This window comes from Pseudomonas sp. NFACC43 (genome assembly GCF_900119645.1).
Classification (GTDB): domain Bacteria; phylum Pseudomonadota; class Gammaproteobacteria; order Pseudomonadales; family Pseudomonadaceae; genus Aquipseudomonas.
Genome location: NZ_FPKK01000005.1, coordinates 162,700 through 187,279, shown reverse-complemented (window position 1 = coordinate 187,279; position 24,580 = coordinate 162,700). Strand labels below are relative to the sequence as shown.

Annotated in this window: 12 protein-coding genes; 6 read left to right on the top strand and 6 right to left on the bottom strand. The window is 64.0% G+C overall.

Going from position 1 to position 24,580, the window contains the following annotated elements; translation table 11 throughout:
* The first annotated feature begins 56 nt into the window (after window positions 1-56).
* On the top strand, window positions 57-12,479 hold the full coding sequence (locus tag BT179_RS11230; protein ID WP_072431066.1) for a filamentous hemagglutinin family protein: 12,423 nt from the start codon (window positions 57-59) through the stop codon (window positions 12,477-12,479).
* Window positions 12,480-12,618: 139 nt separating this feature from the next.
* Here BT179_RS11230 and BT179_RS11225 read toward each other — a convergent pair whose 3' ends face one another.
* Together BT179_RS11225 and BT179_RS11220 are read right to left on the bottom strand one after the other, a co-directional pair.
* On the bottom strand, window positions 12,619-15,207 hold the full coding sequence (locus BT179_RS11225; RefSeq protein WP_072431065.1) for a bifunctional diguanylate cyclase/phosphodiesterase: 2,589 nt from the start codon (window positions 15,205-15,207) through the stop codon (window positions 12,619-12,621).
* A gap of 123 nt (window positions 15,208-15,330) precedes the next feature.
* The gene (locus BT179_RS11220) at window positions 15,331-17,130 is read right to left on the bottom strand and encodes a thiamine pyrophosphate-requiring protein (RefSeq protein ID WP_072431064.1); all 1,800 of its coding nucleotides are present in this window, start codon (window positions 17,128-17,130) and stop codon (window positions 15,331-15,333) included.
* 288 nt (window positions 17,131-17,418) lie between these two features.
* Between BT179_RS11220 and BT179_RS11215 the strand changes: the two genes are divergently transcribed.
* The 3 genes from BT179_RS11215 (at window position 17,419) to BT179_RS11205 (ending at window position 19,610) form a co-directional block, all read left to right on the top strand.
* Window positions 17,419-17,805, top strand: a complete 387-nt coding sequence (locus tag BT179_RS11215) for an EF-hand domain-containing protein (RefSeq protein WP_072431063.1) — start codon at window positions 17,419-17,421, stop codon at window positions 17,803-17,805.
* Window positions 17,806-17,953: 148 nt separating this feature from the next.
* Window positions 17,954-18,841, top strand: coding sequence for an HvfB family MNIO-type RiPP peptide maturase (locus BT179_RS11210; RefSeq protein WP_072431062.1), 888 nt, complete (start codon window positions 17,954-17,956; stop codon window positions 18,839-18,841).
* On the top strand, window positions 18,834-19,610 hold the full coding sequence (locus tag BT179_RS11205) for an HvfC family RiPP maturation protein (RefSeq protein WP_072431061.1): 777 nt from the start codon (window positions 18,834-18,836) through the stop codon (window positions 19,608-19,610). Before BT179_RS11210 ends, BT179_RS11205 begins: the two co-directional genes overlap by 8 nt.
* Before the next feature lie 92 nt (window positions 19,611-19,702).
* On the opposite strand, the gene BT179_RS11200 is transcribed toward BT179_RS11205, so the two are convergent.
* The 4 genes from BT179_RS11200 to BT179_RS11185 all read right to left on the bottom strand — a co-directional run bounded on the left by BT179_RS11200 (window position 19,703) and on the right by BT179_RS11185 (window position 22,657).
* A complete protein-coding gene (locus tag BT179_RS11200; RefSeq protein ID WP_072431060.1) occupies window positions 19,703-20,209 on the bottom strand; it encodes an HvfX family Cu-binding RiPP maturation protein in 507 nt (168 codons plus the stop codon).
* Window positions 20,210-20,223: 14 nt separating this feature from the next.
* A complete protein-coding gene (locus tag BT179_RS11195; protein ID WP_072431059.1) occupies window positions 20,224-20,424 on the bottom strand; it encodes a hypothetical protein in 201 nt (66 codons plus the stop codon).
* A 173-nt stretch (window positions 20,425-20,597) separates the two neighbouring features.
* A complete protein-coding gene (locus BT179_RS11190) occupies window positions 20,598-21,920 on the bottom strand; it encodes an ATP-binding protein (protein ID WP_072431058.1) in 1,323 nt (440 codons plus the stop codon).
* Window positions 21,917-22,657 (bottom strand): response regulator, encoded by a 741-nt coding sequence (locus BT179_RS11185; RefSeq protein WP_072391308.1) that lies wholly within the window; start codon window positions 22,655-22,657, stop codon window positions 21,917-21,919. The genes BT179_RS11190 and BT179_RS11185 overlap by 4 nt, the downstream gene beginning before the upstream one ends.
* Window positions 22,658-22,890: 233 nt before the next feature.
* Between BT179_RS11185 and BT179_RS11180 the strand changes: the two genes are divergently transcribed.
* Both BT179_RS11180 and BT179_RS11175 read left to right on the top strand, forming a co-directional pair.
* Complete coding sequence (locus tag BT179_RS11180; protein WP_072431057.1) at window positions 22,891-23,154, top strand: DUF2790 domain-containing protein; 264 nt, start codon at window positions 22,891-22,893, stop codon at window positions 23,152-23,154.
* Between the two features lie 195 nt (window positions 23,155-23,349).
* Window positions 23,350-24,561, top strand: a complete 1,212-nt coding sequence (locus BT179_RS11175) for a cytochrome c biogenesis protein DipZ (protein WP_072391314.1) — start codon at window positions 23,350-23,352, stop codon at window positions 24,559-24,561.
* Window positions 24,562-24,580 lie beyond the last annotated feature (19 nt).

The following is a 24,580-nucleotide window of genomic DNA, read 5'->3' as shown; positions in this document are numbered from 1 at the left end:
CAGCTTGATGGCAATGCCTTGCGACCCCTTAGAGCGAACCCGAAAGGATGAGTAGGATGCTGCGCTGCAAACCCCAGACGAACCTGAAGGCTCCACGTCGCGATGGCGAATTGTCGATGTTGCGACTCAAGCCGCTGGCCCAGGCCATTGCGCTGCTGATGGTGGCCAGCAATGCCCAGGCGGCGACGGCGTTCAGTTCGGCCTGGTTTGCCGCCAAGGGCGCCTCCCAGGCCGGTGGCGCGGGGCGGCCCGCGACGGCGCAGCCAGGCATGCCGCCGCCTTTGGCGCAACAGCAACGGGCCAATGCGCAGTTGCAGCGTTCGTTGACCAACCTCAACAACACCGTGGCCGCCATCGCGGCCCAGCAGGCGGCGCAAGCGGCGGGGCGGCAAGCGGCGTTCGGGCAGGTGCAGACTGTGCCGGATGGATTGGGCGAGGGCGGCCTCAAGGTCGATAACAGCCTGACCCAGGGCTGGCTCAACGCCAAGGGGCCCAAGCAGACCCAGGCCGGCGGCAAGACCACGGTGACGATCGAGCAGACCGCCGACAAGGCGATTCTCAACTGGGAAACCTTCAACGTCGGACGCAACACCACGGTGGATTTCCAGCAGCATGCGGACTGGGCCGTGCTCAACCGGGTCAACGATCCTCAAGCGCGACCCAGCCAGATCCAGGGCCAGATCAAGGGCGACGGCACGGTAATGCTGGTCAACCGCAACGGCATCATTTTCAGCGGCAGCAGCCAGGTCAACGTGCGCAATCTGGCGGCGGTAGCGGCCAATATCAGCGATGAGCAATTCAGCAAGCGTGGGTTGTACGTCGATGCCACCGGCAGCCAACCGACCTTCACCGACGCGGCGGGCAAGGTCGAAGTGCAGCAGGGCGCGCTGATCGAAACCCACCGCGCCGCTACCTCCACGGCCGGTGGTGGTTATGCCTTGTTGCTGGGCTCCGAGGTGGAGAACGCCGGTTCCATCATCACCGCCAAGGGCCAGACCACCCTGGCGGCGGGCGACAGTTTTTATATCCGCCGGGGCCAGGGCACCAGCGGCAACCTGCGTTCCACCACCCGTGGCAACGAGGTGGCGACGTCCCTCAAGCCCGGCAGCAGCGCCGGCACGGTGATCAACAGCGGACTGATCCAGGCCAGTACTGGCGATATCACCCTCACCGGACACCGGGTTGAGCAGAACGGCGTGGCCATCGCGACGAGTTCGGTGGACACCCGCGGCACCGTGCACTTGCTCAACGCCTTCAACGACAGCACCGGCAGCGTGACGCTGGGCCAGGGCAGCGCCACGGCGGTGCTGCTCGATGCTGCGGGCGGCAGCGCCCTGGACAGCCAGCGCAATGCCGGACCGGCAGGCCTCGATGGCACGCCGAACAACCTGATCACCGGTCAATTCAACAACCTCAGCAGCGTAGTGGACCGCAGCGACCAGTCCCGGGTCGAGATCGTCAGTGGCGCCAGTGTCGACTTCCAGAACGGCTCCATCACCCTGGCCACCGGCGGCCAGGTGGCCGTCAGCGCCGCCGGGCGCAGCCTGGTGCGCGATGGTGCGGTGATCGACGTGTCCGGTGCCATCGGCGTCAAGGTGGCGATGGAGTCCAATTCCATCAAGGTCAATGTACAGGGCAACGAGCAGCGCGACGCACCGGTGAACCGCGACGGCGGCAAGCTGACCAACAACGATGTCTGGGTCGACGTGCGTGACCTGGTCTACGTGCCGGCGGGCACCAACGGTTACGCAACTGACCGCTGGTACACAGCGGGTGGTCTGTTGGAAGTCGGCGGCTACCTGGGCACCCGAGGGCACAGTGTCGGCGAATGGGCGGCCCAGGGTGGCAGCCTGACGTTTACCGGCAACGATGTCGTGACCCAGCAGGCGGCCCAGTTGAACCTGTCCGGCGGTACCCTGGACGTACAGAGCGGCTACCTGCGCCAGTCCTGGCTCAAGGGCGCTGACGGGCGTTTGTATGAGTTGTCCAGGGCGCCGGGTGACATCCTCTACACCGGCATCTACAAGGGCTACGAAGACCACAGTCAACGCTGGGGCCAGACCGATTACTACTACAACCCGCTGATCGCCCCCCGCGAGCGCTTCGAGGCCGGTTACACCGTCGGCCGCGACGCCGGCAAGCTGGTGGTGTCGACCCGCAACGCGGTACTGGAAGGCCAGATCGTCGGCGAGGTCTACCAGGGCGAGCGCCAGACCCAGGCGCCGAACCTCAACCTCGACGGCTACCAGCAATCGCAAAACGCCGTGGCCCGTCGGGCCCAGTTGTGGGTGGGCAGCTACACGCCGATCTATGACAAGGCCAGTGGCGTGATCAACAGTGGCTTGAACCCCACCTTCGATCAGGTCACCGTCGGCAAGGTGACCGACAAGATTGCCGCAGGCTTGGACTTGACCTCGGCGGTCGGCAACGACCGGCAAGGCAAGTTGGTGCTGGATAACGCGCTGCTCAATGGCTTCCAGCTCGGCGCAGTCAAGGTAGCGGCGGCTGAAGGCATCAAGATCGACGGCGCACTCACGGTAGCCGACGGCGGGGATATCACGCTTTATGCGCCGCAGGTGGAAGTGAACGCCGACCTGACGGCCCGCAGTGGTCGCATTGTATTGGGTAACATCCTCAAGCAGGTCAGGACCGACAACTTCCAGATGGGAGACGTCACGCTTTCACCCGTTACAGGACAGCGGGCGACGGTCACATTGGGCGAAGGCGTCAAGCTGGACACCGCCGGACGCTGGAGCAATCTGCTGCTCGACGGCCACGACCGCCAAGGCCTGCCGTTCATTAACGGCGGCAGCGTGTCCGTGCGTAGCAGTGGTGATATCGATGTGCGCCGGGGCAGCCTGATCGACGTCAGTTCCGGCGCTGCGATCATGGCCGATGGCAAGACCCGGGGCGGCAAGGGCGGTGACTTGACCCTGATGGCGGCTACGGGGGCGTCGTCCGGCAACGGCGATCTGAACCTGGACGGTGAGTTGCGTGGCACCGGGGTGAGCGGTGGCGGGACCTTGAAACTGGCGGCCAACAAGGTGCTGATCGGCAACAGCGGTTCGTCCCTTGAACCCGGCACTTTGCAACTGGACGGCGATTTCTTCGATAAGGGCTTTTCAGCCTATGACATCACCGGCAACCAGGGCCTGACCGTGGCAGACGGGACCCGGGTCGATGTGACGATGCCAGTGTACCGTTTTGACGAGCAGGCGTTGAGCACCGGCAGCGGTGCAGACCCGGCCGGTGCCTTGCAGCGCTGGACGCCTGAGTTGTACCAGGAAGACGCGATCAAGGGGGTGCTGACCCAGCGTCGCGGCGCGAGCCTGAGCCTCAATGCCGGTACCGCGAATGCCAGTGCCGCCGACATGGCCGATACCGTATTGAACCTTGGCACAGGCAGCGTGATCAGCGTCGATCCCGGCCAGGGCATCGATGTGCGAAGCATCGGGCAATTGACCGCCAATGGCACGCTCAATGCCTGGGGTGGGCGGGTCAGCCTTACCGGGTTGGGCGTCAATGAAACGGTCAGCGACCCGGTCAATGCCCAGGGGCATGGCCGTTCCATCTGGCTTGGCGAGCAGGCGCTGATCGACGTCTCCAGTCGGGCCGTGACCGCCCGCGATATGCGTGGCCAGACCTACGGCCTGGTACGCGATGGCGGGCAGATTGTCATCGGTGGCCAGATCGATGTCGCGAAAGGATCGGCCTCGGCGTCCGAATTGTTCGTGGTGGTGCGCGAGGGCGCGCGCCTGCAGGCGGATGGCAGCCAGGCCGTGCTGGATATTCCCGGCCAGGGCCGCACGACGGTGGCGAGCAATGGCGGCAGTATTTCCCTGGCATCGGCCAACGGGTTGTACCTGGATGGCGCCTTCAGCGCCCGTTCGGGTGGGGCGGGGGCGGCGGGTGGCAAACTGTCGGTGGCGCTGGAAACGCCCTACTACGTGAAGAATGCCGTCAATGATCGAGTGCTGAAGGTGCGTGAGTTGGTGCTGGGGCAGTCCGCTCAGGCAAGTTTGCCGGGTGGCAGTGCCCAGACCGTGGCGGATTCATTGGTCTATGGTCATGGGCGGTTGGGTGTGGACCAGGTCCGGTCGGGCGGTTTCGACAGCCTGGCCCTGCTGAGCAATGGGCTGTTGAGTGTCGACGGTGACGTTTCGCTGTCTCTGGGGCAGAGCCTGAGTCTGTATGCCCGCAGCTTCGGGTTGGGTGCAACTGCACCAACCCATAGCCAAGTCCGGCTCAACGCCTCGCACGTGCTGCTATCGGGTCTGGCGGGACGTCAACCGAACAAGGACAACTACAGCCGACCGGTGATCGAGGGCGGTGTATCGCTGTTGGCGAACAAATCGGTCTTTGCAGTCAATGCCGACCTGCTGGATGTGCAGGGCAACGTGATGTTCAGCAGCAAAGGCACTGTGCTGCAGGCCGATGGCAGCTCCGTCGAGATGGAGCGCGGCGGTTTTGACCGGGTGCAGTTGAACAGTCGGGGCGATATGCGGTTGCTGGCCGGGTTCTCCGGCGACGATTTGCCTCAGGGCTTCACCACTCAGTTATTGACCCCCTCGGACATGATCCTGCGGGCCGCGCAACTGTATCCGGCGACCGGGGTTGGCGCACGGGTGTTGGCGGGATATGGCTGGGGCGCTGAGTCCGGAAGTGGCACCAAACTCTATGATCCGGCGCGCAGCCTGGTCATCGGCCGTACGACCCGGATCGCACCCCAAGTGCCTTATTCGGTATTTGGCCGCTTGCAATTGGGCAGTGCGAAGATCGAACAAGGTGGTGTCGTCCGGGCACCTCTGGGGTTGCTGGAAATCGGCACGAACAGCTCGGAAGGGGTATCCGATCGGGTGGAGTTGTTGCCAGGCAGTCTGACGTCGGTCAGTGGCAAGGGATTGGTGCTGCCGTATGGTGGCACCGTCGATGGTCAAGATTATCAGTACGCCGGCAAGAAAGTCGTGTTGCTGGGGCAAGGAGGGGTTCCTTCCGCCAACGGTGATCTCGAAATCGGCGTGATTCTCGGTGGCAGGTCGGTGGCGGCCGAGGCGGGTTCGGAACTGGATCTTTCGGGTGGAGGTGATTTGCTTGGCGCCGGTTTCATTTCCGGCCGCGGTGGCTCGACCGATGCGCGTTTCAATCCGCTGGTGCAAATGGGTGCCAACGGCGGATTCACCTTGCCTGGCCTGTCCAGCAACCCGGTCTACGCCATCGTGCCAGGCAACCAGAGCCAGTACGCGCCGGTCGCTCCGGAGGGCGGCGCCGTGGATCCGAGGGTAGGGCAGCAGATCACCATCGGCGCCGGCGTTCCTGGGTTGCCGGCGGGTACGTATACCCTGATGCCGTCCACCTATGCCTTGCTGCCGGGGGCGTTCCGGGTCGAGGTCAATGGCTTGGCGGGGCAAGGCGTCACAATGGGCGCGCAGCAGATGCGCAACGGCTCCTGGACTACCGCTGGTGTGTTATCGGTGGCCAATACCGGGCAGCGTGACAGTCTGTCCAGCCAGCTCATCCTGACGTCGGGCGATGTGCTGCGTCGCTACTCGCAATACAACGAAACCAGCTACGCCCAGTTTGCCGTGGCCGACGCCACGCGCTTGGGCGTCCCCAGGGCCCTGTTGCCGGTCGATGCCAAGACCTTGAAGTTGAACCTGGCGACGGGCGCTGGAGACCAGGCCTTCACCTTCAAGGGCGTCGGCAGGTTCGCGCCTCAGGCCGGGGGATTCGGCGGCACCGTCGCGGTGGTTGCCAGCAACGGTACCGCACTGGAGGTGGTCGCCGAAGGGCGGGGGGCCACGACCGGCTTCGAGGGTGTGACCCTCGATGCCGAGAGTCTCAATGCGCTGGATGCGTCACGGCAGGTGATTGGCGGCCAGTTTTCAGTGCTATATGGCCAAGGTGGCAATTACATCACGCCACAGCGGGTATCGCGCAGCGTGACCTTGCGTGAAGGTGCGACGCTGGCAGCGCCCGAGGTTTTCCTGTTGGCCGACGGCGGCGAGCTGTTGGTGGAGCAAGGCGCCGCCATCAACACTATCGGGCAGGGCAAGGCGGCATACGATGCCCGTGATGGCTTTATCTATAACCTCAATGTGAGGAACCAGAATTACAACATGCTGGCGGCCTCCAACGGCTTGCTCAACGTGTTGGCTCCGCAGTCAGGCTCCATGGGCTCGGTCAACATCGGCGGGTGCAGCCTGACACCGTGCAGCGGCGTGACCCGGATTCACTCCGAAGGCAGCATCGTTGCAGCCTCCGGCAGCAGCCTGGAACTGGACGACCAGGTGCGTTACGGCACCCGTCACCTGACCCTGGCCCTGAGTAACATCAATGTCGGCACCGCCCAGGCATTGAGCGATGCGGCGGGACGCAACGTATTGCCTGCCGGCCTGACCCTGAGCCAGACGGTGCTCGATCGCCTGTTGCGTGGCGACACCCAGTATGGCGCTCCGTCCCTGGAAACCCTCGAACTGACGGCCAGTCAGGCGCTGAATTTCTACGGCACCGTCAGCCTGGACACCTATGACCTGACAACAGGCAAGTCACGCCTGAGCAACCTGATGCTCAGCACCCCGGCCATCTATGGCGCCGGCAGTGTCGACGACGTGGCGACCATCCGCACCGCGAACCTGATCTGGAACGGTGCCGTCGGCGCGCCGGGTTCGGTGATCGCCGGTGGGGCCGGTACCGGTGCCGGTCGCCTGGACATCCAGGCCCAGCGCATCGAATTGGGCTACGGCGACTTTGCCCAGCCCAGCTCGGTCACTACCCTGGATCGCCTGGCGCTGGGATTCGCCAACGTCAACCTCAGCGCCAGCGAGCGTCTGACCGCCAACCACAAGGGCAGCCTGGCGGTGTATCGAAGCCAGGGGAGTTATGACGCCAAAACAGGCTACGCCTATAGCGGCGGCAATTTGAATATTCTCACCCCGTTGCTCACCGGTGAAGCCGGTTCGGTCAACCGCATCACGGCGGGCGGGGCGGTCAACGTGACCGGCACGACCGCCAGGCAGGGCACTGTCTCCGGACTTGGGGGCGAGTTGTCCATCAAAGGCGCGAGCCTCAATTTGGCCAGTGCCGTGGTGCTGCCTGGCGGCAAGCTCACCCTCAGCGCGACGGATGACCTGACCCTGGCCGATAAGTCGCTGATCGACGTGGCTGGTCGCGCAGTGACTTTCAACGACGTGACACGCTACAGCGCCGGTGGCGAGGTGATCCTGCAAAGCCAGAACGGCATCATCCGCCAGGCTGATGGGGCCAGCATCGACTTCTCGGCTCGCAACAACCAGGCTGGCCGGCTCAGCGCGGTGGCCCTGGACGAGGCCGCCGGGATCGTTGATTTGCAGGGGCGGATTCTGGGTGGCAGCACAGGCGAATATGACGCTGCAGGCACCGCCATGCCGTACCTGGCCGGCGGTGTGGAAATCCAGGCCCAGCGCCTGGGCGGGGGCGGTAGCCTGAGTGAGCAGTTCGCTGCGTTGAACCAACGGTTGAACGAAGGACAGGTATTCGGTTCCCGTGGTTTCCAGCTCAAGCAAGGCGACCTGGTGATCGGCAACGAACTCAGGGCCTCGGCCATCAGCGTGTCGCTGGATAATGGCAGCCTGCTGGTCAACGGCAAGGTCGACGCCAGTGGCGAGCGGGTCGGCAGCATCCGGCTCGCGGCCGGGCGTTCCCTGACCCTGGGCAGCAACGCGGTGCTCGATGCCCACGGCGCCCGTCTGCGGGTGGACAGCTACGGCAAGATCATCGATTCACCGAACCGTGCCATCGTCGACCTGACTTCCCGCGGCGGTGTGCTGACCCTGGCCGAGGGTGCACGTATCGATCTGCGGCATGGCACTGCGGCGCCCGCCGGGCAGCACGACGGCCGTGCCCGTGGCACGCTGGAACTCAATGCGCGACGTGCCGGCTCGGCTCCGACCCAGGGCGACATCGCCATTGACGCCCGCGGTGGCCTGGATATCCAGGGCGCTCGTTCGATTGCCGTCAACGGTACCTGGCAGTACAACGACGCAGCCTACGGCAGCGATCCGGCGGCCAGCGGTCGGCCTTATCAGGTCATCGACCAGGCGTACCTGGATGGCAAGCACCAGGACAGTATCGCTTTCATCAACGCGGCCCTGGCCAACGGCGATTTGATGCAACGCAAGCTCGCCGGTCTGAACAACGCTCGATATGCCGATGCGTTCCACCTGCGGCCCGGCGTGGAGATTGTCAGCGCGACGGCCGACGGTGACCTGGTGGTGCGGGGTGACCTGGACCTGTCCGGTTATCGCTACGCCAGTGTGAATCCGCGCGCTCGTAAAACCGCCGTGTACGGCTCCGGTGAGTCGGGTGCACTGACCCTGCGCGCCGGAGGGGACCTGAACATCTATGGCAGCATCACCGACGGTTTCGCCCGGCCGCCCGCCACCAACGATGACAAGGGCTGGGTGCTGTTGCCGGGCATCGATTTCGCCGCGGGCGATATCGTCGTGCCCGGTACCGGTGTGACCTTGGCGGACGACACGGCGTTTCCGGCAGGCTCGGTGCTCAACTTCGATGTGCCACTCAAGGGTGCCACCCTGGCGGCGGGAACACGCCTGCCGGTCGCCGCGACGCTTGATCAACCACTGGAGCTGCCGGCCGGTACGGTGCTGGCCGCGGCGGTGCATGACGCCTCGGGTAACCTGTTGTTCGCAGCCGGCACCTTGTTGGCTTCGGCTCAGACCCTTGAGGCAGGAACAGTCCTGGGGGCTGGCAGCCTGCTGGGCACCAGCGCAACCATAGGCAGCCTGATCTGGCCTAAAGGCGTTGCATTGCCAGGCATTGCGGACGCGAGCAACGGTTTGACCAATGTGCAGCGTCTCAATGGCGCCCTGGCACTGAGCGTGGGCTCGAAAATCCCTTCAGGTACCGACATCAAGCTGCCGGCCGGTGTGGAGTCGGTGCAGTTGCGTCCGGAAGTGGCGGGGAGCAACTGGGCCATCGCCCCGATGCTGGCCGAGGGTTCGCAATCCTGGTCGTTGCGCCTCGTGGCGGGGGCCGATACACAGGCGGCTGACAGCCGGGTCGTGAAGCCCGTGTCGGCCAGAGGCGATCTGCATCTGGCCGACAGTCATTACGGCGTGTTTGGCGTGCCGAATATGGTGTGGACCGAAGCAGGATCGCTGGAGTTTTTTGGTGACACCAGCATGGTGGGGCAACCCGTGGACTTCGCAGGGTTCGGCGATCCGAACCTGTGCATCGACGATCCGTCTCGCTGTGAAGTGGGAGGTCCTCCGGGTTATAAGCCGGGCAGTCAGCGCTGGAGCGTCATTCGCACCGGCACGGCAGACCTTGAGTTGCTGTCGGCAGGTGACTTGAGGATGGATTCTCTTTACGGGGTCTACACCGCCGGCAGCTCGGCCAGCGCAACCTACGCCGGCGATCCGTACAACCAGCCCAAGGCGTTGGGGGCAGGAGGTACGGTGCTCAATGACGAGACAGGCGAAAACGAGCAATTCGTGGACGGCGGCGTCAACAGTGTCTATCGCGCCTGGTACCCTGACTCTGGCGGTAACCTGACCCTGAAGGTCGGTGGTGACATGACCGGCAACGCCATGGATGTTTCCAGCAGCAGTTATGGGCGGCCCAACTCATTCGATACCGGTTACGACACGGTCAACGTTGGTAACTGGCTGTGGCGCCAAGGCAACGGCTCAGTTGCCACGGGTGCCGGGGCACAACCGCCCGCCTGGTGGATCAATTTTGGCAGCTACACCGCTGCGCAGGACCCCAGCATGGCCGATCTGATGGTCGGTTTTACCGGTTTCGGTACGCTTGGCGGCGGCGACCTGAATGTTCAAGTGGCAGGCGATGCCGGGATACTCGATCGACTGACGGGGAGTCTTCTCGAACCGCGCAGCAACAGCCGCAGTCAAGGGCTGGTTCTTGCCGTGGGCAGTACCGGGCGTGTAGGCGCCGATGGCAGGCTGCAACTGACAGGCGGTGGCGATCTCAATCTGCGAGTGGGGGGGGCTTTGAACCCCGAGAGTCTGATCGCCAACGGGCATCTGAACGGTGCGGTGATCAACCTGCGGGGCCACGTGCAGGTCGACAGCGGCGCCATCGGTCGAATCGACCTTCAATACGGCGACGCCGTCTCGGCACAGTCACCTGGAGAAACCCGAGCCTACGACTCCTTCAAATCCACACGAGGCTTTGCCACCGGTGGACTGACCCTCATGCCGGGGGACGCTACCTTTGATCTGGCAACTTCGGGCGACCTTGTCGTGATGGATGTCGCCGATCCGGGCCGGGCGCCGATGATGAGTGGGTCGCCCTTCAAAAACGCTGCGACTGACGGATCAGGCCTGAGCTGGTTCACGTTGTGGACGGCCAATACTGCGGTCGATTTGTGGTCGTCGGGAGGCAACCTGACACCTTTGACATCCAGCATCGCAACCGACCTGGCGGTGGTATATCCGTCCATCCTGAGGGCTGTGGCAGCCAGCGGCAGCCTTTATTACGGGAAGTCCTCAGCGCTCTATGATAATGGCTACAACGGCAACGACCGCCCAGCGCTGCTGCTCGCTCCCGGCATCAACAGTGAGCTGCAGTTCATGGCCGGCGATTCCATCTACGGTGGCGACATGTCGGTCAGTCGTTCCGGTGCTGCCTCCGAGGCCCTGGCCACACCGTTGCGACCGGCTTTTGCCGGGCTCGTCAATGGTAGTGTGGCGCTCAGCAATCTCTCCGCCGATGCCAATCGTGCGCGTCCCAGCGCGAATATCCTGCCGTTGCTTGCGTTCGATACCAGCAGCGCTTCCAGCGAGTGGGCCGGCAACGCAGATCCTGCTCGCTTCTATGCACTCACCGGCGATTTGCTGGCCGTCGCGAGCGGACGAACGATGAGGTACACCTCCGAGAACGATAGCCGATTCGGGCAAATTGCCTATGAAGGCATGGGGGCTGTCTGGATGAGGGCCGGACGAGACATTGTAAGCAGTGGTATACCGCTGGGCGGCTCGCTGAACAGCGACTTCTTCCTGGGTAACTACACCAGTACCGGCAATCTGTTGATCCACAACAACCCCACCGACATCTCCATCGTCTCGGCCGGGCGCGACATCCTCTACAGCAACTTCAACGTCGCCGGCCCCGGCCTGCTGGAGATCACCGCCGGGCGCAATATCCTGATGGAAGACAAGGTCAGCATCACCAGCCTCGGCGCCGTGGTACCGGGTGATTCGCGCCCTGGGGCGAGCCTGGTGCTGCAAGCCGGCACGGGTCTCGACGGGGCGGACTACCAGCGCTTCGTCAAGGCGTACCTGGACCCGGCAAACCAGGCCCTGGCCGGCGTGCCCCTGGCGAACCAGGACGGCAAGGTCGCCAAGACCTATGAAGCTGAATTGGTGGATTGGCTGGAGCAGCGCTTCGGCTTCAGCGGCGACAGCGAGCAGGCCCGCGCCTATTTCGCGGCGCTGCCAGCCGAGCAGCAGCGTGTGTTTGCCCGCAATGTGTACTTCGCCGAGCTCAAGGCCGCAGGCCGTGAGTACAACGAAGCCGGCGGTGTGCGCCAAGGCAGCTACCTGCGGGGACGGGAAGCGATCGAATGGCTGTTCCCGACCAAGGACGTGGCGGGCAATCCGATCACCTACAAGGGCGACATCACCCTGTTCGGCGGGGCAGGCGTGCACACCGACTTCGGTGGCAGTATCCAGATGCTCACACCGGGTGGCGGGCAGACATTCGGCATCGAGGGCAACGCACCGCCGTCCACCGCCGGGGTCATCACCCAGGGTGAGGGGGATATCCAGTTGTACGCCCGCAACAGCATCCTGCTGGGCCAGAGCCGGATCATGACGACCTTCGGCGGCTCGATCCTCGGTTGGTCGGCCCAGGGCGACATCAACGCCGGCCGGGGTTCGAAAACCACCGTGGTCTATACGCCGCCCAAGCGCTTGTACGACACCTGGGGCAATGTGTCCTTGTCGCCGTCAGTGCCGAGCACGGGTGCCGGTATCGCCACCCTCAACCCGATTCCCGAGGTGGCGCCGGGGGATATCGACCTGATCGCGCCGCTGGGCACCATCGATGCGGGCGAGGCCGGAATCCGGGTATCGGGCAACGTCAACATCGCGGCGCTGACCGTAGTGAACGCGGCCAACATCCAGACCCAGGGCAAGTCCACCGGGGTGCCGCTGGCGGCCTCGGTGAACACCGGGGCGATCACCTCGGCCAGCTCGGCGGCGTCCTCGGCCACCCAGGCGGCTGAAGATGTGGCCCGCCAGCAACAGAATGCGGCGCGGCAGAACCAGGCATCGGTGTTCACCGTGCAGGTGGTGAGCTTCGGTAACGAACAACTGGCGCCGTCCCGGGACGGCGCCAGCCGCGAAACCCCAAGGGCCTACGACCCGGCCAGCCCGGTGCAGGTACTGGGCGCCGGCCCCCTGGACGAGCAGTCAAGGCAGCGTCTGACCGAGGAAGAGCGGGGGCGGTTGAGTTTGTAGGGGGCTGAGCTTGCAGTGAGGTGGGCTGTGCTGGCGTCATTGCGGGCAAGCTCGCTCCCACAGGGAAGCGGGGTGTTCGTTTGCATGCACCACAGAGCCCATTGTGGGAGCGAGCTGGCTCGCGATAGCGGTGGGAGGGTTACAGCCAGCGCGGTGTGGTGAAGAACGAGGCCATTTCCGAGCGGGCCAGGGCGGAGCCGAAATAGGGGCCTTGGACGTGGTCGCAGGCCACACTGCATAGTTGCCTGAATTGCCGGGCATTTTCGATGCCTTCGGCAGTGACCATCAGGCCGACGCTGCGACTGAGGCGGATCATCGCCAGGACTCCGGCCTCGTCGTGCTCCAGGCCCAGCTGGGCGAGGATGTTGCGATCGAAACGGATGCCATCGAACGGCTGGTTCAGCACTTCGCGCAGGGAGGCGATGTTGGTGCCGAACTTGTCGATGTTGATCAGCACACCGACATCCTTGAGGGCATGCAAGGTCGTGGCGACAGTCTTGTGGTCCACCAGCAGGATGCCCTCGGCCACTTCCAGGGTCAGTCGATGGGGTGCCAGGCCGCTTGTATCCAGGGCCGTTTGCACCTGGTTGAGCAGGAAGCCGCTGCTGAACCATTTGGGCGAAACCGCCAGCGACACGTTGACCGGCGTCGGCCAGCTTGCCGCTTCCTCACAGAGATTGGTCAGCATCCACGTCCCCAGCTCTTCCAACTGGCCTGACGTTTCGGCGACGGGTATGAAGTCGCTGCCGCTCAGTTCACCTTTTTCGGGATGGTGCCAGAACATCTGGGCTTCGAACCCATGCAACTGCTCGGCATTCACATCGAAGCGGGGCAGGTAGCGCAACTCCAGCTGGCCGTGGTGCATGGCATCGCGCAATTGCTGCTCATAGCGGCGGCGGTCCCGGGCCACGTTGCCCATCGCTTCCACGTACACGCGCCAGGTGTTGCGGCCGGCAGCCTTGGCCGCATACAGGGCGATGTCGGCCTGTCGCAGCAGCTCGTCGGCGCGGGTTTCACCGGCTTGCGCCCAGGCAACGCCGATGCTCACCCCCAGGTACAGGGTATTGCCGTCCAGGTGCATGGGGCGCTGCATGCAGTCGATCAGGCGCGCGCACAGTTGCTCAAGGTCCTGCGAATCGCCCGGCTCAGGCATGACGATGACAAATTCATCGCCCCCCAGGCGAGCCACCAGGTCGGTGCCGCGCACGTTCTGCACAAGCAGATGCGCCACTTCCCTGAGCACCTTGTCGCCCACGGCATGCCCCAGGGAGTCGTTGACCGGCTTGAATCGGTCCATGTCCAGGTTCAACACGGCCAGCGGGACGCCGCTTGCCGGATCCAGGTGTTCGTTGAGGCAGTCGAACAACCGGTTGCGGTTGGCGAGCCCGGTCAGCGGGTCGTGCAGCGACAGATGCTTGATCTGGGCCAGTGCCCGCAGCTCATCGGTGATATCGGTGGCGGTGCCGCGAAATCCCAGGGCGCCGGCTTCGATGGCCCGCACCGAGAGCTTGCAGGTACGCATGCGCTGGTTGCGCGCGGTGTACTCGCACAGCAGCGGGGAAGACGAACCGCTGCTGGCGCCGCCCAGTAACCATTGGGCGATGGAAATGCTGCCGCCGTGTGGATGCAGCAGCCTGTGCAAGGGTTTACCCAGCCATTCGCCGGGACTGAAACCGGTCACCTGTTCGAAGCGTTCCGAGAGGTAGGTCAATGTCCCTTTGGCGTCTACCTCCCATAGCCAGTCGGACGACACTTCGGCAATGTCCCGGAAGCGTTCTTCGCTGCGCTCCAGGGCCTTGCGGTGGGCCAGCAGGCTGTCGTACTGGCGCTGCTGGGCACGGAGCATCATCAGCGCATGCCGCAACACGGCGAGCGCCAGGATCCCCAGGATCAGCAACGCCACGATCAGCAGCGGCAGCAAGACCTTGCGCAGGTCGTGGCCGGGAGTGGCCGGTCGCCAGGCGAGGGCTTCCTGGCCTTGGCCGTCAAGGGCCTGGTCATCAAGGGCTAGCTGGGCGGTGCCCTGCGGCCCCTGGGTTGCGGTGATGAACGCATCGGGCAAGGCAAAATCCCGGGCCAGGGCCTGTAGGGAAGCCGCGTCCAGGACTTTCACGAATAACAGCAGGCTGGGCGGCCCTGGTATCTCGGGCACGCTGTTGTCGGTGCCGATGGTGATGGCCGAGGCGGCGACGAATGCCGGCGCATTGTTGTGATGCAACAACTTGACCACGACCTCATCGTGGTTTTCCGGGGCCCTGGCAAGTTTCGCAAGCCCTCGCAGGTCACCGGCCAGCCAGGTATCGGCATCGACCTCGTCCATTTTCCCGTCGATCACCGAATACACGGTTTTCCCGCTCGGGGACACGACGAATACCGCCTGGTAGCCGTAAAGCGAATAAACGCTGCTACCAACGTTCTCCTGGTCGTAGGCCCACTCCTTATCCACCGTCACATGCAGGTGCCGGTAGGCGTCGCTCCACTTGGAGTAGTCACTCAGGTCACGTGCAATTGCGGTGCGGATCCCCTCGATGGCCCGCTGGGCGAAGAACAGGCTCTGTTCCCGGGCGCGCTCATCCTGGTTCTGAGTGATGTTGAGCAGCACGCCAATCGCCAGGGCGGACATGACAAACAGCAGGAGCATGATGGCCGGGAAGGTGCGTCGGGTGAAGCTACGGGTCGGCAGCCCCGGGGACAGGTCGGTGGAATGGTCACCAGCATCTTCAGTCATAAACAAGCCATCGGCAAAACGCGAAATATCCCGCACGACTTTGTATCGGCTGTCGGACAATTAACTTAATTGCCCGACAGCCGATGTACAGCCGCGGATTGCGCGCTGCGCGAGCGCTTGGCGCTATTGCTTGTCCTTGCGGTGCCCCGGCAGGAGCCCGCTCAGCACCTGCTTGGCCGTCTGCGCCAGGATGCCTGCCTCGTTCGGATCGCCCTGGAGCAGGGTGCTGGCGAATTTCTTCGCCTGTTCCAACTTGATATGGGGAGGCAGCGGCGGGACGTCGGGGTCGGTGCGAAATTCGATCAGTACCGGGCGATCCGCCGCCAGTGCGGCTTCCCAGGCGCCGGCCACATCATCCTCATGCAGTACCAGGATGCCTTTGAGGCCAATGGATTCGGCGAACAGGTGGTAGGGCACGTCGGGAATGTCCTGGGAGGCTTCGAACTTGGGGTCGCCCTCCATGACCCGCTGTTCCCAGGTCACCTGGTTCAGGTCCCGGTTGTTGAACACCGCACAGACCCAGGCGCCATTGCCCCAGGTCCGCCAGTACTTGGCCACGGTGATCAGTTCCGCCATGTTGTTCATCTGCATCGCGCCGTCTCCCACCAGGGCGATCACCGGTCGGTCCGGATGGCAGAATTTCGCGGCGATGGCATAAGGCACGGCGGCGCCCATGGACGCCAGGCCGCCGGACAACGAGCACATCATGTCGCGACGGATATGGAGGTCCCGGGCATACCAGTTGGCGCAGGAGCCTGAGTCGCAGGTGACAATGGCGCGATCCGGCAGCCGGGGCGACAGTTCGAATGTGACCCGCTGCGGATTGATCGGCTTGGCGCTGACCAGGGCGCGCTTCTCCAGGGTCTGGTCCCAGCGCTGGCGCCAGTGCTCGATTTTCTCGCGCCAACTGCGGTCGGTCTTCTCTTCGATCAGTGGCAGCAGGGCCCGCAGGGTATCGGCGCTGTCGCCGTGCAGGTTGACTTCCATGGGGTAGCGCAGGCTGAGCATGTCCGCCTGAATGTCGATCTGCACGCCCCGGGCCTGGCCCTCGGGCGGCAGGAACTCGGCGTAGGGGAAGCCGGAGCCGATCATCAGCAATGTGTCGCAACCGGCCATCAGGTTGTCGCTGGGCTCGGTCCCGAGCAGGCCGATGGAGCCGGTGACCCAGGGCAGGTCGTCCGGCACCGCCGCCTTGCCCAGCAGGGCCTTGGCCACGCCGGCACCGAGTTTCTCGGCGATGGCGATCACTTCATCGGTGGCCTGCAGCGCTCCGGCGCCCACCAGGATGGCGACTTTCTTGCCGGCGTTCAGCACATCGGCGGCCTTGCGCAAGTCTTCTTCGTAGGGCACGACCCTGGGTTTGCGATAGCCGACGCCGGAATGCACGGTGCCATGCTTGTGGGCTGGCGCCGCGTAGGGCATCTCCTGGAGGTCGTTGGGCAGGATCAACGCCGTGACCCGGCGCTCGCCCACGGCCGTGCGCACGGCGCGGTCCACCAGATGGCGGACCTGGGCGGGTACGCTGGCTTGCTGCACGAACGCCCCGGCGACATCCTTGAACAGGCTGACCAGGTCCAGTTCCTGCTGGTAATGCCCGCCCAGGGCGGCGCGGGCCTGCTGGCCGCAAATGGCGAGCACCGGCATGTGATCCATTCGGGCGTCGTAGAGTCCGGTCACCAGGTGGGACGCGCCAGGCCCCGAGGTGGCGATGCATACCCCCAGCTCGCCGGTGAACTTGGCGTGGGCACAGGCCATGAAGGCTGCCATTTCTTCGTGTCGGGCCTGGATGAAACGGATTTTCCCGTTGGCCCGGTTCAACGCGCCAAAGACGCCGTTGATGCCATCGCCCGGATAGCCGTAGATCCGGCGAACCCCCCATTCGTAAAGACGTTCCACCAGAAAATCACCGACGGTCATGCTCATGTCTGTCCCTCGTTTCAGGCCGCGAGCCGCTTGGAGCGGCGTGCAGCGGTTGGCGTGCTTACAGACTTGACCGACACAGGCCGCGCAAGGTTTAGATTTTTTCCGGGGCGGGTGCCAGGGCCGGGCGTGTATCTCAGTGTGTACCGGGGCAGGGCGGATACATCTGCTTGACGAAGGGGCGGGTCCGGGACACAGGCCGGATACACACCGACGATTAACTACGCCAGCCAGCCGGGACCCATACGCGGTGCCGGTGACTGGCGATCGAATCCCTGGAGGAAATACCCCATGCTCAACTTCTCGCGCAATTCGTCCCTGGCACTCGGCCTGGCCCTGGTCGGTGGCCTTGGCCTGTCCTCGGCGGCTTCTGCCCTGACCATGAACGACCTGGCCCAGGGCTATACCCTGGCAGCGGCCGATACGGTGAAGAAACCTGCCGAAGGCAAGTGCGGCGAAGACAAGTTCGCCAAGACCGATACCAACCACGATGGCAAGGTCTCGCGGGACGAGTTCATCGCCGCCGCACCGGAGCGCGCGGCCGAGTTCGACAAGATCGACGCCAACCACGACGGCGGCATATCCCTGCCGGAAGCCAAGCAATACCTGTCGGCCCAGGCCAAGAGCGCCGAAGGCAAATGCGGCGAGGGCAAGTGCGGGGCGGCAATCGAGTCCTGATCCTCCGCCTTTGGGGAGCCCCGACTGGCACATGAATGGGGCAGGCGTGTTTGTGTGGCGAGGGGTTGACGCTCCTCGCCACAGGTCGGTGGCGACGTGCCCCCATCCGTCGTGGCTCTCCCTCTCTTGTTTTTCAAGGAGATGTGCCATGTCCCGAGAGTTTTGCCATAGCTTCAACCGTCCTGCCGCTGGTGCTTCATTCCCCCAGACCTCTGTCGGCCTGGGCTTGCGCCGGGCCTTGCTCGATGAACTGCGCGAGGCGCCTGCCGGTGATTTCGACTTCCTGGAGGTCGCGCCGGAAAACTGGATCGGCATCGGCGGCGCCCATGGCGCCGCTTTGCATGGGTTGGCCGAGCGTTTTCCACTGTCCTGCCATGGCCTGTCGCTGTCCCTGGGCGGGCCGGCTCCGCTGGACCTGGCGTTTCTCGCCCAGGTGCGCGGTTTCCTGGAGCGCTTCGATGTGCCGCTGTACAGCGAGCACCTGAGCTACTGCGGCGATGACGGGCATCTGTATGACCTGCTGCCGCTGCCCTTCACCGAGGAGGCGGTGCATCACGTCGCGGCCCGCATAAGACAGGCCCAGGATGTCCTGGGGCGACGCCTGGCGGTGGAAAATGTGTCTTACTACGCCGCCCCCCACCAGGACATGAGCGAGCTGGAATTCACCCAGGCAGTGCTGCGCGAGGCGGATTGCGACCTGTTGCTCGACGTCAACAACGTCTATGTCAATTCGGTCAATCACGGTTTCGATCCCTGCGCATTCCTGGACGGCCTGGATCCCGGGCGGGTGGTGGCGATGCATGTGGCCGGGCATTACGACGAATCCGACACACTGAAAATCGACAGCCACGGCGCGCCGGTCAAGCCGGTGGTCTGGACGCTGCTGGCCAGGGCCTATGCGCGTTTCGGCATCCAGCCGACCTTGCTCGAACGGGATTTCAACTTCCCACCCTACGCCGCGCTGGTAGCCGAATTGCAGATCATCCGCCAGTTGCAGCGGCAAACCGCCGACCGGCAGGCGGTGATCCATGGCTGAACTCCGGCAGACCCTGCACCAACAGCAGCAGGCATTGACCGGCTACCTGCGCGATCCGGAGCGGTGTCCGGTCCCGTCCGGCATGGACGTGGAGCGGGCCCAGGTCTATCGCGACCTGATCTTCGAGAACATGCGCTCGTTACTCAGTGGCACCTTTCCGGTGCTGGTGAGCGTGCTGGGGCAGGACCGCTGGCGTGCCTGTGTACGCCGCTTCCTGCGCGAGCATCGCTGCGTCACGCCCAGGTTCGCAGAGATCGCCAGGGAGTTCGTGGACTATCTGTCGGCCCGGCCGGTGTCCGAGGAACCGCCGTTCATGGCTGACCTGGCGCATTACGAGTGGGTCGAAATGGCACTGTTGCAATCGCCGGCCCAAGCCTTGCCCAACGATGACGAAACGTTGTGCCTCGACCGGCCCTTGCAGCTTTCGCCCCTGGCCTGGCCGTTGGCGTATGAATGGCCGGTGCATCGCCTGGCGCCGGATTACCAGCCGTCGACACCGCCATCCCAGCCAACCTTGCTGTTGGTCAGGCGTACCCCTGGGCTCGACGTGCGCTTTTCTGAACTCAGCCCCTTGGCCTGGCGGTTGTTGCAGCGTATCGAGCAATTTCCGGAACTGAAGGCACGGGCGCAATTGCTGGGACTGGCCGAAGAAGCGGGGGCGAATGCCTTCGAATTCATGGACAGCGCCTTGGCGCTGCTCAAGCGCATGGGAGAGGAAGGTGTGGTGGGCGCAAGACACTCGCCGCCGATTGAAACGCAAACCCTGTAAGAAGTGAGCTTGCTCGCGATGCCAACGGGTCGCCATCAACCGTGACCGATACGCCGCCATCGCGAGCAAGCTCGTTCCCACAAGGTTTGTTTTCAGGCGTCGTTTCGACGGTTCAGGCCAGTCTGTAGCAGCGCATCCACGCTCAGTTTCCCCGCCCCCTGCAACAGCAGCGGCATCAACGCCACCAGGTAGATCAATGGGAGCTTGAAGTTGCCATGGCCTTTATTGGTGATCGCATAGCCCTGGGCCAGCTCGCTGAGGCTTGACCAGTCCGCGGGCCAATGCACGGCGGCGGTGGCCACCACGGTGACGATAATCAGTACCAGCGCCGATAGACGGGTGCTCAGGCCGATCAGCAGGGCGATGGCGCAGAGCAGTTCGGCCCACATCGACAGCTCCCAGTTCCAGCTGGCGGGCAACTGGTCGAAGGGAAATGGGAAGGCGGACTGGATTTCGCTGAACCAGTTCGTACCGTTCCATTTTTCCAGGCCGGACTCGAAGAACTCCCAAGCCAGGAACAGGCGCAGGCCCAGTGGCGCAAGCCATGCTCCGGCGTGATCGAGACGAGTGGGCAGGGCTTTAAGGATGCTTGGATACATGACGATCTCCCCGATTACGCTGCGTGTTGCAGAGGTTGGGCACGCGTGTTGGCCCGGCCCGGCGTGCCGACCAGGCGGATGATGGTGGTGGCGCAGGTCAGGCCAAACGGCAGTACGTACCCGTCGCTCGTGGGGACGCCCTTGAAGTCAGAGCAGGCAAAGATCGGGAAGCGACCCTGGAAACGCAGGGTGGATGGCGTGGTGGTGGCAGGCATGGCAAGACTCCTTGAGGTGTGGTTCCCGACCCTTTCAGTGGCCGGGGCTCGGGGAGTCTTTCAAGCGGGTGTAAGCGGGTTGTGTCGGGAACGCGGGGGATTGCAAGTTCGTGTGTGCCCGGCGACGGCAGACACATTGGCATACAAACCCGGATGCCAGGCCTTGTGGGCGTTCAGCTGGCCGGAGCGGTTTCGCGGCTCAAGCGCAGCTCGGCGCACAAGCCGCCGCCCTCGCGATTGCTCAAGGTCAGCGAACCGCCCATGGCGATCGCCAGTTGCTGGGCGATAGCCAATCCCAGGCCCGTTCCGCCGGTTTCCCGGTTGCGCGAGCTTTCCACGCGGTAGAACGGCTTGAGCACCTCGCTCAATTCGTGCTCGCTGATGCCGGGGCCACGATCCAGGACCTGGATCGCCAGTTGGCCATTGCCGGTCAATTGCACGTGGATCTGCGCCGAGCCGCCGAATTTCAGTGCGTTGTCCACCAGGTTGACCAACACCCGGCGCAGGGCGTGGGGGCGGGTGTCGATGACGGCGGCGTTCTTGCCCGACAATTGAACGTCCTTGCCGGTGTCCTGGTAGTCGAACACCAGGCTGTCGAGGAACGCATCCAGGTTTATGCGGCAACTGGCTTCTGTAGCGCCATGGATGCTGCGGGCGTAGGCGACGCCTTCGCGCACCAGGTGTTCCATTTCGCCCAGGTCGCTCCACAGCTTGTCCTTTTCGATGCCATCGTCCATGAACTCCGCGCGCAGCTTCATGCGGGTGATGGGCGTCTGCAAGTCGTGGGAAATCGCCGCCAGCAGTTGCATGCGCTCTTTCAGGTAAGCGGCGATGCGCTCCTGCATGGCATTGAACGCCTTGGCGGCATGGACCACTTCGGTCGGGCCTTTTTCGTCCAGGCGCGCGCCGTGGGCGTTGGGGTCAAGGGTTTCCACGGCCTGGGACAGGCGGGTCAAGGGCCTGACGGCAATGCGCACGGCCAGCCAGGTGCAGCCGATCAACAATGCCAGCTGCCCCAGCAACACCACCGGCAGCCAGGGAGACAGGGGCGTCATGGCCGGACGGACGTCGATGGTCAGCGGGCTGCCGTCGCCCAGGCGCAGATGGGCCTGGTAGTGCTTTTGCGGGCCGGGAATGTCGGTGAAGGTCAGCGCATAGGCCTGGCCGATGGCGTCCTGGATCGAGCTGACCGATATCGGTGCGTCTTCCGGGACCATGGGCTGGCCGGGCAGGCCTTCATCGAGCAGGTAGTTGTAGTTGCGCCGGGTGAGGCGGGGCAGCCAGGCCGGACGCTCGGCAGCGGGCAGGCGATCGAGGATGGCGACCGAGGTCGAAACGTCGGTTTCCAGGTTGCCGAGCATGGTGGTCTTGGCGCTCTGGTAGCGTTCGTAGTACTGGACACCGAAAGACAGGCCCTGGGCCAGGATCAGGCCGATCAGGAAGATCAGCGACAGCCTCGACGCGAGGGTCCGCGGCCAGCGCAATGACAGGTTCATGCCGAAACCTCGAGGATCTCGACCGGCAGCGAAAACACATAGCCTTCGCTGCGCACGGTCTTGATGTAGGCCGGCTCGCGGGCATCGTCCAGCAGGCGCTGGCGCAGCCGGCTGACCAGCAGGTCGATGGAGCGATCGAACAGGTCGGCATCCCGGCCCTGGGTCAGGTTGAGCAACTGGTCACGGTTGAGCACTCGCTGCGGATGGTCGAGGAACACCCGCAACAACCGGTATTCGGCGCCGCTCAGGGCGACCATGGTGCCGTCAGTATCGAGCAGATGGCGGGCCGTGGTGTCCAGGCGCCAACGACCGAACGCCAGCAGGCGCCCGCTTTCGGTCACCACCAGGTTGGGGGGCAGCATGCGGGTACGGCGCAGCACCGCGTTGATGCGGGCCAGCAACTCCCGGGCGGCGAAGGGTTTGACCAGGTAATCGTCGGCCCCCATTTCCAGGCCGATGATGCGGTCGGTCTCGTCGTTGCGCGCGGTGAGCATCAGCACCGGCGTGGCCTTGTGCTTGCCGGCACGCAGCTCCCGGCACAGCACCAGCCCGTCGTCGCCCGGCATCATGATATCCAGCACGATCAGGTCCACCGGGGTGGTTTCCAGAAAGGTGCGCATCTGCCGGCCGTCGGCGACGACGGTGGTACGCAGGCCGTTCTTCTTCAGGTAGTTGCCCACCAGCTCTCTGATCTCGCGATCGTCATCCACGATCAACACATGGTCGACATGATCCATGGTGTACAGCCCCTTATGGCGTTTCGTTGGTGGTCAGTCTACAGACACCGGCCGGCCTGGCTCGCGACGGTTTGTATTGCAGTGTATCTGGCGCGCGACGGATACACAGCGATGCAAAAAGCCGCCTGGCTCGATACAGGCGCGATACCTCGGTGGCATTCAATGGCTTCCAACGAGGCGACACCACGAGCCTCGACACAAGTCAGCCCATTGAACGAATCGAGGAACGCACCATGAACACCAAAGCCATCTACGCCGCCTGTCTTTTCGCCGCACTGAACATCTGCACCTTGTCGGCCCGAGCCGAAAGCAATGTTCCGGCGCAAACCTACGCCTACGGCTCCCACCTGGATATCCAGAAGGTGCTGTCGCTCACCGAAGACGCCAACCCGACCTGCGGTGTGGTGAACGCCCGGATGACCTACCTGGACTCAGCGGGCCACAAGCAGGCGTTGGACTACCGCAAAATTTCCGAAAACTGCAATAACGAAAACTGATGAAAAAGATCAGGAATGCTCTCCAACCGTTTGTTGCAACTGGATTCATGTCACTGGATCGCCACGGGCCTTGGGGCTGCGCAACGCTGTTTCAGGCCTCTCCAGGGGCTGTTGCGCAGCCCCGCAGGCCACATCATGTCCGGTTGATTGATCCGACCTGGCTGCTTATCCGTTCATCCATTATTAGGTGATGCCATGCTTCTGATCGCTTTTCTTGGCGGGATCCTGACGATCCTCAGCCCCTGTATTCTTCCGGTCGTCCCGTTTCTGTTCGCCCGTGCCGACCGGTCCCGCAGTTCGGTATTGCTGACCCTGGGCGGCATGGTGTTGACCTTCGCCTTGGTGTCGAGCCTGGCGGTGGTCAGCAGTGAGTGGGTACTGCGCGCCAGCAGCGTCGGCCGCCAAGTGGCCCTCGGGGTGATGGTGCTGTTCGCCTTGTCGCTGATGTTCAGCCGGGTCGGCACCTGGTTGGCGCGGCCGTTGGTGAACCTGGGCAATCGCATCGATGCCGGTGCCGGGCAGGTGGCCGGGCCGCTGGCGTCCGTGTTCATCGGGGTGGCCACCGGATTGCTCTGGGCGCCGTGCGCCGGTCCGGTACTCGGCGTGATCCTGACCGGGGCCATGCTGCAAGGCGCCAATGCGCAGACCAGCCTGTTATTGCTGGCTTACGGCCTGGGCAGCGCCTTGTCCCTGGGTGTGCTGATCCTCGCCGGACGCGGGCTGGTGGGACGCCTCAAGCTCTCCCTCCCGGTGACGACCTGGTTGCGCCGCGGCACCGGAGCCGTGGTGTTGCTGGCTGCCGTGGCGATTGGCACGGGTGTCGATGATCGTCTGCTGGCCAATACGTCCTCCCAGGGCGCAGCCACTCTGGAGAAAGGCCTTTTGGAGAACGTGCCCAAGGCGATCGACTACGTGGTCAGCAAGGCCAACGCCGCACCCATGCCGAACCTTCAATCCCAGGGGGCCATGCCTTCGCTGGACGGCGCGGTGCAGTGGCTGAACTCGCCTGCGCTGAGCAGCGAGTCCTTGCGCGGCAAGGTAGTGCTGGTGGATTTCTGGACCTATGACTGCATCAACTGTCAGCACACGCTGCCTTATGTGAACGGCTGGGCGAAAAAGTATGAGAAGGACGGATTGGTGGTGATCGGCGTCCACACACCGGAATATGGTTACGAGAAAATCATCGACAACGTGCGCCAGCAGGTGCGCAAGCTGGATATCCAGTACCCGGTGGCTATCGACAACCAGTATGCGATCTGGCGCGCCTTCAACAACCAGTACTGGCCCGCCCACTATTTCATCGATGCCAAGGGCCAGGTGCGTTACAGCCATTTTGGCGAAGGGCGTTATGGTGAGCAGGAGCAGGTGATCCAGCAACTGTTGCAAGAGGCGAAGGCAGGCCAGTGAGCCGTGGCGAGGGAGCGTG

Excerpts from the sequence above, each read along its gene's own strand:
- BT179_RS11230 (WP_072431066.1), top strand. The coding sequence starts at position 57 with ATGCTGCGCTGCAAACCCCAGACGAACCTGAAGGCTCCACGTCGCGAT.
- BT179_RS11225 (WP_072431065.1), bottom strand. The coding sequence starts at position 15,207 with ATGACTGAAGATGCTGGTGACCATTCCACCGACCTGTCCCCGGGGCTG.
- BT179_RS11220 (WP_072431064.1), bottom strand. The coding sequence starts at position 17,130 with ATGAGCATGACCGTCGGTGATTTTCTGGTGGAACGTCTTTACGAATGG.
- BT179_RS11215 (WP_072431063.1), top strand. The coding sequence starts at position 17,419 with ATGCTCAACTTCTCGCGCAATTCGTCCCTGGCACTCGGCCTGGCCCTG.
- BT179_RS11210 (WP_072431062.1), top strand. The coding sequence starts at position 17,954 with ATGTCCCGAGAGTTTTGCCATAGCTTCAACCGTCCTGCCGCTGGTGCT.
- BT179_RS11205 (WP_072431061.1), top strand. The coding sequence starts at position 18,834 with ATGGCTGAACTCCGGCAGACCCTGCACCAACAGCAGCAGGCATTGACC.
- BT179_RS11200 (WP_072431060.1), bottom strand. The coding sequence starts at position 20,209 with ATGTATCCAAGCATCCTTAAAGCCCTGCCCACTCGTCTCGATCACGCC.
- BT179_RS11195 (WP_072431059.1), bottom strand. The coding sequence starts at position 20,424 with ATGCCTGCCACCACCACGCCATCCACCCTGCGTTTCCAGGGTCGCTTC.
- BT179_RS11190 (WP_072431058.1), bottom strand. The coding sequence starts at position 21,920 with ATGAACCTGTCATTGCGCTGGCCGCGGACCCTCGCGTCGAGGCTGTCG.
- BT179_RS11185 (WP_072391308.1), bottom strand. The coding sequence starts at position 22,657 with ATGGATCATGTCGACCATGTGTTGATCGTGGATGACGATCGCGAGATC.
- BT179_RS11180 (WP_072431057.1), top strand. The coding sequence starts at position 22,891 with ATGAACACCAAAGCCATCTACGCCGCCTGTCTTTTCGCCGCACTGAAC.
- BT179_RS11175 (WP_072391314.1), top strand. The coding sequence starts at position 23,350 with ATGCTTCTGATCGCTTTTCTTGGCGGGATCCTGACGATCCTCAGCCCC.